General features: G+C 47.2%; 14 protein-coding genes. 3 read left to right on the top strand and 11 right to left on the bottom strand.

Annotated elements, in window-relative coordinates; translation table 11 throughout:
- Positions 1-2: 2 nt before the first annotated feature.
- The 5 genes from MKY23_RS02635 to MKY23_RS02615 all read right to left on the bottom strand — a co-directional run bounded on the left by MKY23_RS02635 (position 3) and on the right by MKY23_RS02615 (position 3183).
- Entirely contained in the window at positions 3-140 is a 138-nt protein-coding gene (locus tag MKY23_RS02635; RefSeq protein ID WP_161556981.1) for a hypothetical protein, read from the bottom strand.
- Between the two features lie 172 nt (positions 141-312).
- Positions 313-1608, bottom strand: a complete 1296-nt coding sequence (locus MKY23_RS02630; protein ID WP_339835050.1) for an MFS transporter — start codon at positions 1606-1608, stop codon at positions 313-315.
- Positions 1586-1969 (bottom strand): ribbon-helix-helix domain-containing protein, encoded by a 384-nt coding sequence (locus MKY23_RS02625; RefSeq protein ID WP_222591863.1) that lies wholly within the window; start codon positions 1967-1969, stop codon positions 1586-1588. The genes MKY23_RS02630 and MKY23_RS02625 overlap by 23 nt, the downstream gene beginning before the upstream one ends.
- Before the next feature lie 165 nt (positions 1970-2134).
- On the bottom strand, positions 2135-2548 hold the full coding sequence (locus MKY23_RS02620; protein WP_154891398.1) for a GNAT family N-acetyltransferase: 414 nt from the start codon (positions 2546-2548) through the stop codon (positions 2135-2137).
- Positions 2549-2589: 41 nt separating this feature from the next.
- A complete protein-coding gene (locus tag MKY23_RS02615; RefSeq protein WP_154891399.1) occupies positions 2590-3183 on the bottom strand; it encodes a sugar O-acetyltransferase in 594 nt (197 codons plus the stop codon).
- A 182-nt stretch (positions 3184-3365) separates the two neighbouring features.
- Here MKY23_RS02615 and MKY23_RS02610 point away from each other — a divergent pair, with 182 nt between their 5' ends.
- Positions 3366-4286, top strand: coding sequence for a hypothetical protein (locus tag MKY23_RS02610; RefSeq protein ID WP_339835045.1), 921 nt, complete (start codon positions 3366-3368; stop codon positions 4284-4286).
- A 118-nt stretch (positions 4287-4404) separates the two neighbouring features.
- On the opposite strand, the gene MKY23_RS02605 is transcribed toward MKY23_RS02610, so the two are convergent.
- The 4 genes from MKY23_RS02605 to MKY23_RS02590 form a co-directional block, all read right to left on the bottom strand.
- Entirely contained in the window at positions 4405-4641 is a 237-nt protein-coding gene (locus MKY23_RS02605) for a YezD family protein (protein WP_154985250.1), read from the bottom strand.
- A gap of 158 nt (positions 4642-4799) precedes the next feature.
- Positions 4800-5678 carry a sulfate ABC transporter permease subunit CysW gene (gene cysW, locus MKY23_RS02600; RefSeq protein WP_339835043.1) on the bottom strand — a complete coding sequence of 293 codons (879 nt, stop codon included), beginning with the start codon at positions 5676-5678 and terminating at the stop codon, positions 4800-4802.
- A 135-nt stretch (positions 5679-5813) separates the two neighbouring features.
- Entirely contained in the window at positions 5814-6653 is an 840-nt protein-coding gene (gene cysT, locus MKY23_RS02595) for a sulfate ABC transporter permease subunit CysT (RefSeq protein ID WP_339835041.1), read from the bottom strand.
- Between the two features lie 140 nt (positions 6654-6793).
- The gene (locus tag MKY23_RS02590; RefSeq protein WP_339839160.1) at positions 6794-7879 is read right to left on the bottom strand and encodes a sulfate ABC transporter substrate-binding protein; all 1086 of its coding nucleotides are present in this window, start codon (positions 7877-7879) and stop codon (positions 6794-6796) included.
- A 363-nt stretch (positions 7880-8242) separates the two neighbouring features.
- On the opposite strand from MKY23_RS02590, the gene MKY23_RS02585 reads away from it, so the two are divergent.
- Together MKY23_RS02585 and MKY23_RS02580 are read left to right on the top strand one after the other, a co-directional pair.
- Positions 8243-9154, top strand: coding sequence for an AraC family transcriptional regulator (locus MKY23_RS02585; RefSeq protein ID WP_339835039.1), 912 nt, complete (start codon positions 8243-8245; stop codon positions 9152-9154).
- Between the two features lie 108 nt (positions 9155-9262).
- Complete coding sequence (locus MKY23_RS02580; RefSeq protein ID WP_339835037.1) at positions 9263-9946, top strand: S-layer homology domain-containing protein; 684 nt, start codon at positions 9263-9265, stop codon at positions 9944-9946.
- Between the two features lie 337 nt (positions 9947-10283).
- Here the strand turns inward: MKY23_RS02580 and MKY23_RS02575 are convergent, their stop codons facing one another.
- On the bottom strand, positions 10284-10910 hold the full coding sequence (locus MKY23_RS02575; protein WP_090918698.1) for a nitroreductase family protein: 627 nt from the start codon (positions 10908-10910) through the stop codon (positions 10284-10286).
- 229 nt (positions 10911-11139) lie between these two features.
- Entirely contained in the window at positions 11140-11601 is a 462-nt protein-coding gene (locus tag MKY23_RS02570; protein WP_154985246.1) for an Rrf2 family transcriptional regulator, read from the bottom strand.
- Positions 11602-11625: the final 24 nt, after the last annotated feature.

The following is an 11625-nucleotide window of genomic DNA, read 5'->3' as shown; positions in this document are numbered from 1 at the left end:
TTCTAAGCCTCTACAACGATCGTTTGTGAGCTTGTCCAGCTGCACACTGTACACAAGCTAGTTTCCTCGAACATGTTGTTATCCTCTTCAACCTCCAGAGCCATCAAATCCTGTACAGATAAAATTTCCTTGTTTTCCATGATAAATTACCTCCCATTTGTCTCCCCCTCTTATAAACCAAATTCTACATAAAATTTTAAATTCCTTCTTTTTAATTGAATTTTTTTACAAAAATTATTTAAGAAACCCATATATAGTTGTAATACATGTCATAACCTTTGGTTTTCCCTTAAAAAAAGGAGTAATCTGACATCAAACTCCAGACGAAACGGACGATTTCCTGTGTGAGGTATGTCCTGCTCGATCTTCCCGAAAAGGTCTGACAAACAGGCTTGCCGTGCCCATAAAAATAACAAACATGCCGATTCCCATGTACACCCAGGAAGGACTATAGGCTTCAATTAACCATCCTCCGAGTAACAAACCGAGCGGGTTACTAACACCACTCATAAGTACTCCCATACTGTTCATGACACGTCCTCTTTTTTCTTCCGGTGTAGATAACAGAATGGAAGTGACTAACGGTACATTTACAAGAGCAAGCCCCAACATCAACAGGAAAGAGCAGGCAATGGCAAAGTACAAGTTAGGATACATCGGCATGAACAGCAAGCTTGCGCCCGAGATCAGATAACTGATTAGGAACCAATGGGCGAGTGACAGACGTTTGGCATATTTTCCACTAAGCAAAGAACCAACGATACTGCCAGCGGCAAAAGCAGATTGAAGCAACCCATATCCTTGTGGCCCGGCTTCAAGCACCATATTGGCAAAAATCGGCGTGAAGATATGTAGCGGGGCCCCTGCAAAATTGATAATGGCACCAAAGATAATACAGCAGGCCAAAACTTTGTTTGAAAATAAAAAGGTAATCCCTTGCATGCTGTCTTTGACAAAACCTGAAAATCCTTTTTGTTTGACCACTTTGGTCACAGGAATACGAATGAAGGCAATCGCAAGTGCGGATAACAGAAAAGTGATCGCATAGATGAACAGGATCGATTGTACGGAGATAAAGGCAATTAAAATTCCCCCTAGAGCATAACCGAGAAGTTCTATCGTTTTGGAGGAGGAGTTCAATAGGGCATTGGCTGGAGCGAGTTGCTCAGTCGGTTTGGGCAGAATCGCCGGAATGACCGTCTGAGTGGCAGGGTTGAACATGAAACCGAGAATCGCAATGAGCAGATTGGCTACATAGATATGCCACGGAAGCATGCTACCCGTCAGAAATAGAATCGCTAAGATACAAGCAATAACCGCTCTCCATATGTCGGTCCAGATCAGCAATGGTTTCTTTGGCAGACGGTCACTGATCGTTGCAAGTGGAATACCCAGGAAAGCGTAGATCAAATAGGGAAGCATCGGAATTAATGCCGCAGCAAGTGCGGATTCAGTTAACTGCAAGATGTACCACATCGTGGCCATGGAAAATAAAATCTGACCTGCACCTGAGACAAGCCTGCCTACCAGCAGCACTGTAAAGGAAGGTATTCGTAACACGGCAAGATAGCCTTCTTCGCCAGTCTTATTCGTTGTTTTCTGGTTCATTTCCATCGCCTCCAATCGGAATCTCCCCACGCTCATCCCCTTGTTTTAATTGAGCAACCAGACCCGATTCTTGTATTCTTCGCTGCATTTTGGCTTTAACTTCTTCCAGCTCAGCTGTGTACTCCTGTAACTCGTGAAACAGTGTCTGGTGCGTGCGAATCCCTTCCCGAATCAGCATCGCTGTCGCATCTGAGCGGTTTTTGGCGAGTTCCAGAAATACCATTTGGTCGATCACATCAATCTCATCCTGACTTAATCGAACGGAAACTACCCCCTTGGTACCCGAAAGATTTTTAGCAGCCTGTTCCATTGATCGCTCGATCATTTGATTGAACTGTATTTTTTGATTTTTGTTCAACATATTTCCTCCATATTTTATAATCTGTAATTTGTAAATCGTAAATTGTATTTATTTTACATTATCATGTAAAAATATGGTTGTAAAGCAAAAAACCTTTGGTTTCCCAAAGGTTTGCGGTAACTATTTTTGTTGAACCTGCTGTATTGGCGGTTTCCGGTTTATACTTTATTCCCCCTGCCTCCACCACATGCCTTCCGATTTCGGGCTTGTATATTCAAAGCCAAATTGAGCATACAAGCGATCCGCAGGAACATCAGCCAGTAGACTGACCAACCCCCTCGCAGGCACGGCTTCACGCAAATAGTTCATAATTTCGATCATGATCAGTTTCCCATAGCCCTTCCCCTGAAGATCAGGATGCACTGCAATATCGACCACTTGAAAAAAACAACCACCATCCCCAATGACACGTCCCATCCCGATGAGAACGTCGGCTTCTCGCAAACACACCGCAAATAAACTGCGAGGCAGCCCTATCTCAGCCCCCTCCCGGCTCATCGGACTCAGCCCCGCAATCTGCCGCAGTGCCAAATATTCAACCGCAGCCGGCGGTGCATGTTCAATGTTCACCTCGTTCATCTGTTCCTCCCCTTTCTGATCTTGTATCTTATTGACCTGCATCAAACGCGTGGATATTTATGTTGATCTTCCTCTGTAATTTCCCTGATCACCCTGCATGGATTCCCAGCAGCAACAACGCCGGCAGGAATAGATTTTGTAACTACACTTCCTGCACCAATAACGGTGTTATCCCCAATGGTGACCCCTGGCAGAACAGATACCCCTCCACCTATCCAAACATTATTTCCTACCGAGATGGGTAGAGCAACCTCCAAACCTTGATTTCGCTGTTCCGCGTCAAGAGGATGCTCAGGTGTATAAAAGCCGCAATTGGGCCCGATAAATACATAATCTCCGAAACTGATCTTGCCCGCATCCAGCATGACAGTATTATGATTGCAATAAAAATGGTCTCCAATTTCAATGTTATATCCCTGATCGCAATAAAATGGTTGCTCAATCAGAAATTTCTCCCCGGTTTTCGCAAAAAGCTTCTGAATCAGTATTTCTCTGTCTTTTAGATTACTTGGGCGAATCTGGTTATAGTCATAACACATTTCCTTCGCATACGTACGCTCTCGAATCAACTGTTTATCGTTATTATTATCGTAAAGCAAACCCCTCTGAGCCTTTTCTTTCTCTGTCCATTTCATGCTAATTTCCTCCAGAACCTGATTTCCTTTCATACAGATGTATCCTAACAAAAAACCAGGAATTCTCCAATTAAGAATGGATCTAACTGCTTGAATTCATCTACTTCCTGTGTAATAGTGAGAGAAGGCTTGCGTAAAAGCGTGTTTAGATACGTCAAGTTGGTTGTAAAGGAGGAAATGTTGTGTTTCAACGTTGGTTGGATAACCTGTCATCACATCCCGATGCTACGTTTATACTGCTTGGTGTTGTTGCATTGCTTCTGGCAGCTTATCTATGGTCGGCCACAGAAATTCGGCGAAGCCATGAAAGGCATATGCAGAGGATACGAGATACATTATACATAAGCACAGGCCTTTTGGGACTACTTACCATTTGGGAACAACGAAAATATGAAGATCCCGCACAGGAACATCATGAGTTGTTACAAGCAATGCAGGCCTGCAAAGCGGCCTCATGCCTCTCCCCGCAGCTTCAGGATCAGATTCGTGACTGCGTTAAAAATGAAGATCCCGCCAGGCTTGCTCTGATGCATAAAGCACTTGAACGGGAGTGCACTGCACTATCGGATGAATTCAGCCGGAATACATATTCGGTGCACTGGGGCCGTGCCATCTGGAACATTTTCAGGCCTGCAGCTGAACCTGCCGCACTCATGGCCACAGCACTTTTAATCGGATACCTGTTCTACACAGAGCGTATCACTATTACCCCCGTAGATTCCTGGGATAACCTGTTACCATGGTTTCAGGCCATTTCCCTCATGCTTACGATACTATACGGTTACCTGCTTTGGTCCAGCCCCAAGCGTGGCACTTCAGGAGCGCTGGTCAAATGGCTATCCCTCTTGATCGCACTCTGTTCTTTGCTTCATCTGATCGGACTTGCGGCGGCCCCTTATGCCCTTGCTCTGCAACTTATTCTGTTTGTCTCCGGATTCGGATTAACTGGATCACGCTCCCGTAGCGAGCGCCCATATGCCGGACATGCTGAAACAGATGAAAACAGTAGTAACAGCAGTATGGCTACGCCAATACATGAAGCTGTTGTAGAGGATCCCCCTCTCCCTGTGACACCTCGCAGATCTGTATCGGCGTCCGACTAGTTCACACAAAAATGGCTATCCCTAAGTCATCACGACGACAGGGATAGCCTGTTTATTTTTTAAAATCAACCATGTAACACACAGGATTTTCATGCTCTTAGGATAAGATGAAAAGGGATTATCCTTTCGCACTCGCGTTCGATCCACGAACGGAACGGGCGGAGCTGCTACTTCTAGGCCCGGATTTGGAGGCATTGCCTGAGGACGTATTTTCAAAACGTTTGCGCTCGGTACGCTCCATCTGCACAATCTGTCCCTCATGTACCACAATATGCAATGAACCAAATTCCATGTCATCCAGCTGCCCGGCAATTCGGTTTAACCATACCTCATCCACTTTTAACGGCTTAGCCACTTGAGCCGCCTCCTCTTCTCGGGCTATCACCCGTTATTCATCCTGTACGTACCTGTCATTTAAAGTGTTGAATTATAATTCATTCTTATCCAACCCATATACTTGGTTTATACAATATCAGGGCTTCCAGCAGCTGTCAATTGATATTTTGATCCACACTATGCCTTTTCTGAAACGGCTTTATGGCCAAGCCAGCTCTTGAGTAGTAACGTAGCTAAAGCCAAGATTAACAGTAGGGAAGCAACGGCAAATGAGGCCGAAAACTGATATTCGTTATACAAAATCTCGACGTGAAGCGGCAAGGTATTGGTTTCTCCACGAATATGTCCGGATACGACCGACACTGCTCCAAATTCACCCATAGCACGCGCATTACACAGGATAATTCCGTAGAGAAGCCCCCATTTAATATTGGGTAATGTCACACTCCAGAAGATGCGCCACCCAGAGGCTCCAAGTGTTACAGCCGCTTCTTCTTCTCGCGTGCCTTGATCTTCCATCAGCGGAATCAGCTCTCTCGCCACAAAAGGAAAGGTAATAAATAACGTCGCAATTACAATTCCCGGCAGTGCAAAAATGATTTTGATATCATGCTCTGCCAGCCACGGGCCAAACCATCCGTTTGAGCCAAACACCAGGACAAAGATCAAACCGCCAACGACAGGCGAGATGGAAAAGGGAAGATCAATCAGTGTGATGAGCAGCCCTTTACCTTTGAATTGGAACTTGGTGATGACCCAAGCCGCTGCCACGCCAAAGATCGTGTTGAGCGGAACGGTTATTGCGGCAACCAGCAGTGTCAGCTTCAGTGCAGACAAGGCATCCGGTTCCGTCAGCGCAGCGATGTAGACCCCCCAGCCTTGCTTCAACGCTTCCATAAGCACGATGACCAGTGGCAGGATCAGCAACCAGATCAGGACGAGACTCGCAAGTCCGATCAGTAGCCATTTTACCCAAGGTGCTTCTGTTGTGGCGCGATTTGTACTGCGACCGGTTCTTACAGGTGGAACAGGACTAAGGGGAACAGAATCCGCCATATGTACACCTCCTTCGGTTTGGTGAGTGCGCCACATTGTGGCAATGTTAATCCATCCGGGCCGCCACGAATGGGCAAGCCGCACGGACAGAATGTGAAGTGATTAGGCACCCTTCCGGCTCTACTATTGCTGCGATCACACTCTCCCTGCCTTCCGACTCCAGCGCTGGAGAGAGTTGATGATGAGCAGCAGGATAAATGAGATCAACAAGAGTAACAAGGCTACCGCTGTAGCCCCTGCATAATCAAACTGCTCCAGCTTGGACATGATGAGCAGCGGCGCGATTTCCGTTTTCATCGGCATATTGCCTGAAATAAATACGACCGAACCATACTCACCAATGCCCCGTGCAAAAGCTAGCGCAAACCCCGTCAGTAGCGGTGGGACGAGATCCGGCAGCAAAACAGCACGGAATATCCGCCATCGCCCCGCACCCAGCGTCGCCGCTGCTTCTTCGACCTCAGCTTCAAGCTCTTCCAGCACTGGCTGTACCGTACGCACGACAAAAGGGATGCCGATAAACATAAGTGCGAGTGTAATTCCCACTTGAGAGTATGCCAGCTTGATGCCCAAAGGTTCTACAAATTGTCCGATCCATCCATTCCCGGCATAGATCGCTGTCAGAGCCACCCCGGCTACGGCCGTGGGTAGCGCAAACGGAAGATCAATAACCGCATCGAACAATCTCTTACCAGGGAATTCATACCGAACCAGCACCCAGGCCAGAAGAAGGCCCAGGAACAGATCAAATAGTGCCGCCGCACCAGCTGTCAGGAAACTGACCCGGAACGAAGCCAGCACCCTTGGATTGGTAGCCACCTCCACCATCGTTGCCCAGGTCAATCCCGTGGAGTTGAATAACAGTGCCGTCAGCGGAATCAGCACGACCAGACTCAGGTAAAGCACGCTGTACCCCATCGTTAATCCGAATCCCGGCAATGTCCGCCTTCCCCGGGCCGCGATAACCTTGCTCATGCCTATTCATCCTCTCTGCCGTCAGCCGGTCAGGCTGGTTGGCTGCGTACAGCGCAATTTATGCTTTGTTTGATTTACTTTGACTGGTTTGCTTTGATTGATTTCCTATACTCGCTTCGGATGCTGTTGCCCTGTTATTCTTAGCTACCCGGCACGTAGATCTGGTCGAAGATACCTCCGTCATTAAAGTGTTTGGCCTGGGTATCCCGCCAAGTACCAAAGACATCTTTTAACGTAAACAGCTCCAGCTTCGGAAACTGATCTTTGAATTTTTCCTTTACGCTATCCAGCGTAGGACGGTAGTAATTTTCGGCAGCAATCGTCTGACCTTCTTCGCTATATAGGTATTTGAGATACGCATCTGCCACGTCGCGAGTGCCTTTTTTATCCGCATTTTTATCCACGATCGCTACAGGAGGTTCAGCCAAAATGCTGATAGAAGGCACGACAATGTCAAATTTGTCCGGCCCTAACTCTTTGACAGAAAGGAATGCCTCATTCTCCCAAGCCAGCAGTACATCGCCAATGCCGCGTTCCACAAATGTCGTTGTCGCTCCACGAGCACCAGAGTCAAGCACAGGGGCATGTTTGAACAGCTCTGCCACGAACTGCTTTGCCTTCTCTTCGTCGTTGTTGTTATGCTTCAGCGCGTAACCCCAGGCCGCTAAATAGTTCCACCGTGCTCCGCCTGATGTCTTCGGATTCGGAGTAATGACCTGCGTATCTCCTTTGATCAGATCATCCCAATCCTTGATGCCTTTCGGATTGCCTTTACGCACCAGAAATACAATTGTGGACGTGTACGGAGAGCTGTTGTGCTCGTATTTGTCCTGCCAGCCTGCATTAATCAGACCTTTATCTTCAATCGCATCGATATCATAGCCCAGTGCCAGTGTCACCACATCTGCATCCAGTCCGTCAATGACGGAACGGCTCTGTTTACCCGAACCTCCATGAGATTGTTTGATCGTCACTTCCTGGCCTTTCTCTTTCAGCCAATGGGCGGCAAATGCTTTGTTATATTCCTCATAAAGTTCCCTTGTCGGGTCATAGGAGACATTGAGCAGTTCAACTGCTTTGCTGCCTTCTTTATTCCCATCTGTCCCCGTTCCTGTTGATGCGCCCGCTGCACTTGACCCGTCGTTATTTGATCCGCAAGCTGCCAGCACCCCCGTTAACACCAATGCCAACCCCATCAGAATTCCTTTGTGAACTCTCTTTTTCATCATCTTACACTCCCCCCGATATAAACTTGCATGATCAACTACAGGTCGGCAGAACAGCGATACGCACCAGAAAAGAACAAAAAGACGGAGGAACCCCCTGTGCACTCTTCCCTCATCAAGTCATACCGACCCCTAAAGTCGTGTATGCTTCATCGGTAAAATGCACTGCGGTGTTCCTCCGTCTATACGGTGAGAACGTTATGCTGTTCAAGTGTTTGCAGTCATTTTTATTATTCCTACCTGTTTAGTAAGTTATATACGTATAATAAAGGCAGTCTATATGACTGTCAAACGTTTTTTTCCGTTTTTTACCGAAATACCGCAACATTGACTCCACTTCCCTCCCTCACCATAATATAAAATATGAGACCAACACACCGACCACCCCTGTTACGTAAATCAGACGGATTCCGCCGGCAAAAACTAATGGTGCTACCCGAATCATTACTGATGGAAGCGGCTGCTTCCCCGGTGACATCGGGATTGTATGTTACGGATATTGGATATTTCCATGAAGCAGAGCATCATTATCGGGATCGTCCGGAGGGATGTGACTCCCACATTCTGATGTACTGCACGGAAGGCTCAGGCTGGTATGAACTGGAGCAGGGTAAACCCTGCAAGGTGCAACCGGGGAACCTGATTATTTTGCCCGCCCACGTTCCTCATATCTATGGTGCCAACACGGAAGAACCGTGGAGTATATACTGGTTTCACTTGCGCGGTGAACACGCCCATGCATATATCGAATCTTTGATCTCGCAGCAAATTACAACAATGCCACCTGCGAAGGCACAACGATGGCTGGAGCTTTTTCATGAGTGTTACGGCGTACTCGAAACCGGATATTCGCTGCAAACGATGACCTTTGCCTCACAGATTATCGGTTACATGCTGGGCTTGCTTGCTTACGGTTCCTATGCCTCTGCGACAGATAACGGGGTGATGACCAGCAAACAAGCAGCCGAGTATTCTGTACAGTATATGCTGGAGCACCTGGAGAGCGGGGTTACACTCAAGGAACTGGCAGCGCATGCCCGCTTGTCCGTGCCGCATTATTCCCAAGTGTTCAAACAGGTGACGGGTCATTCACCCATCGATTATTTCTTACGGCTCAAAATCCAGCATTCCTGCCGTTATCTTGATTTTACCGATTGGACGATCAAACAGATCAGCTCCGAGCTGGGGTTCAGTGACCCGTACTATTTTTCACGACTGTTCAGCAAAATGATGGGTCAATCCCCTACGGATTACCGGAACCAATCCAAAGGATAAATTTGTGGAAAATTACAGCAACCTTTTGAACAAAAGGGTCGTCTATAGGGGCAAATCACTTTAAAACAAAGGGATATGAACTTCCTGGAAAAGCGAGGCGACACCGAAATGAAGAAAAATATTATAGCAACTCTTACAGTAGGAGCCCTGCTTACACTCTCCTTAAGTGCGGGCCCTCTCCATGCTACGCCGTCCAAATTTACGGATATTCAAGGTATTCCGGGTGCAGACAAAATCGAATCTCTCCATCAGAATGGATTAATTAAAGGGGTTAGCGATAACTTGTTCAAGCCAGAAGAACAGCTGAGTACCGCGCAAGGCGTTCAATTGATCGTAGACGGACTGGACTTAAACCTGAATGCTATTCGTTTTATTAAAATGCCTGTGCCTAGTGATTATTTCTCTGCTGTAAAAGACGGTGTCTGGTACAGCGATGCTTTCATCCGCGCACAGTACAACAGCATCAAGCTTCCGCAAAATATTGATCCTTCCAAACCGCTCACTCGTGAGCAGTACACTCTGTTCCTCATGCAAGCGATTGAGGCCAAAGGTGGTCTGCCTATGATCAAAATCCAGCCGGTAGACATTGCGGACGAGAATGAGCTTACACCAGAGTACCAAGGTGCCGTACAACGTTCTCTGGTGCTGAAGATTAGCGCGCTGGATGCGGAAGGACAGTTCCATCCGAAACAAGCCATTACTCGTGCTGAGGCTGCCGTGATGATGTACAATGCCCTGGAGCACATGAAATCCTTCTTCACACCGCAAATCCCGGAAACACCGGAGAAGTAAATGGTATCTCAGGATAAAAGAATAGAATGGCAAACCCCGCATCTTTCTTCTTTAGAAAGTGCGGGGTTTTGTGTACAGCTCAGTGCGATTCTAAGACACTTGGGGAAAACCTCTAAGAAAAACTGGTTTCCCAGGTCGGTTAAATCAGAGCTTCGTAGGATCAAATCTTCCTTCAGCGAGCCATCCTCCTGAAACGGATCTACAACAATTAACTGGTTTTCTACTAGAAATTGCGTACCGACGGTCTGTAAAAATAGCAAAAAAGCGAGTACTTTCCTCCAATAAGAGGATGTACTCGCTTAGAATATTACTGCCTATCATCCACGTTTAGATAGACTTAGAAAGAACCTTTTACAACCACTTCGGACAATGGGAAGCGACCTGATGGACGAGCTGGCTCAGCAGCTTTACCTACAGTAATCAGCAAAGTTGGTACAAAGCGTGCAGGGATGTTGAACGCTTCGATCAATTGTTGTGGGTTGTATCCGCCCATTGGGCAAGTGTCATAACCCAGGGAACGTGCTGCCAGCATAATGTTTTGGGAAGCAAAAGAAGCGTTGCGGATTGCTTCATCACGAGCGATTTGCGGGCTTTGGTAAGCACCGTTAATTTGACCCACCAACGCGTCACGAACTTCAGCAGGCAATGCGCCAGCTTCAACAGCTTGATCGTAGATGAATGTATTACGGTTCGCTTCCAGATCACCAAGAACGGCAATCGTAACAGAACTGTCCACTACTTGAGTTTGTCCGTAAGCGATCGGGAGCAATTTTGCTTTGTCTGCTTCGGATTCAATCACGAGGAATCTCCAGTGTTGCAGGTTCCAGGAAGACGGGGCTTCAGAAGCTGCAGTCAAGATTGCGTTCAGGTCAGCCTCCGGCAATACAAAACCTTTTTCATACTTTTTAACTGCGTGGCGTTCGCTAATAACGCTAAGTGTTTCATTTTTTTCAGTAACGGACATGTGTTCCACTCCTTAGTTCTGTTTGGAATATTATATTTTTACGTTCGCAAAGCACGCCTTGAAAGCCATTCCGCCCCAAGCACAGGCCTTCCGAAAATAACATCAGCGCAGACGAACGCTCCCCATCTGTGTTCACGTTATGCCCGGAATTACCCAACTTTCAACCTCTTTTACACCGGAGCATACGTATCTCTTACACTTCTCTCTCATGAGCCATGACAGCACCCATTCAGATCTTCTCTTTGGTAGATACCCCTTCCAACGGAAAAGGTCCTTCTCCACGCTCAATGCTTTGCATCACATCAAGGATGGATATGCGGTCGAAATAAGCGCTCAGCGCTTCTTCCCCTCCATCGTATATAGCCCCCATCACACCCTGCATATTAGAGGAAACTTTACACGGTGAACCCGATTCACCTGAACACCAGCTTGGCCCGAGCGAACCTCCAGCAACTAGTCTGTACACTTCTCCAAGCTTGATCTCTTCACTTGGTCGACTAAGCAAGTATCCCCCATGAGCACCTTCTTTGGTCGTCAAGTAACCATGTTTGCGCAGAACACTCAGTACCTTGCGGACTCTGGCCGGATGTGTGCCCACACTTTGAGACAGGTCTTCACTGTTGGCCATACACTCGCTTCTCATCGATAGAAAAACAAGACAATGCACCGCAATGGTAAATTCGCTGTTCATAACTTACTCCCTTCCCGGCATACA

This window comes from Paenibacillus sp. FSL R7-0272, from assembly GCF_037969905.1.
GTDB lineage: Bacteria > Bacillota > Bacilli > Paenibacillales > Paenibacillaceae > Paenibacillus > Paenibacillus polysaccharolyticus.
The sequence above is the reverse complement of the archived record's forward strand: the minus strand, read 5'-3'. Positions and strand labels throughout refer to the sequence as shown.

Coding starts and splice junctions, on each gene's coding strand:
- MKY23_RS02635 (WP_161556981.1), bottom strand. CDS start 140: ATGGAAAACAAGGAAATTTTATCTGTACAGGATTTGATGGCTCTGGAG.
- MKY23_RS02575 (WP_090918698.1), bottom strand. CDS start 10,910: ATGTCCGTTACTGAAAAAAATGAAACACTTAGCGTTATTAGCGAACGC.
- MKY23_RS02585 (WP_339835039.1), top strand. CDS start 8,243: ATGAGACCAACACACCGACCACCCCTGTTACGTAAATCAGACGGATTC.
- MKY23_RS02580 (WP_339835037.1), top strand. CDS start 9,263: ATGAAGAAAAATATTATAGCAACTCTTACAGTAGGAGCCCTGCTTACA.
- MKY23_RS02620 (WP_154891398.1), bottom strand. CDS start 2,548: ATGAACGAGGTGAACATTGAACATGCACCGCCGGCTGCGGTTGAATAT.
- cysT (WP_339835041.1), bottom strand. CDS start 6,653: ATGAGCAAGGTTATCGCGGCCCGGGGAAGGCGGACATTGCCGGGATTC.
- MKY23_RS02625 (WP_222591863.1), bottom strand. CDS start 1,969: ATGTTGAACAAAAATCAAAAAATACAGTTCAATCAAATGATCGAGCGA.
- MKY23_RS02590 (WP_339839160.1), bottom strand. CDS start 7,879: ATGAAAAAGAGAGTTCACAAAGGAATTCTGATGGGGTTGGCATTGGTG.
- cysW (WP_339835043.1), bottom strand. CDS start 5,678: ATGGCGGATTCTGTTCCCCTTAGTCCTGTTCCACCTGTAAGAACCGGT.
- MKY23_RS02570 (WP_154985246.1), bottom strand. CDS start 11,601: ATGAACAGCGAATTTACCATTGCGGTGCATTGTCTTGTTTTTCTATCG.
- MKY23_RS02630 (WP_339835050.1), bottom strand. CDS start 1,608: ATGAACCAGAAAACAACGAATAAGACTGGCGAAGAAGGCTATCTTGCC.
- MKY23_RS02615 (WP_154891399.1), bottom strand. CDS start 3,183: ATGAAATGGACAGAGAAAGAAAAGGCTCAGAGGGGTTTGCTTTACGAT.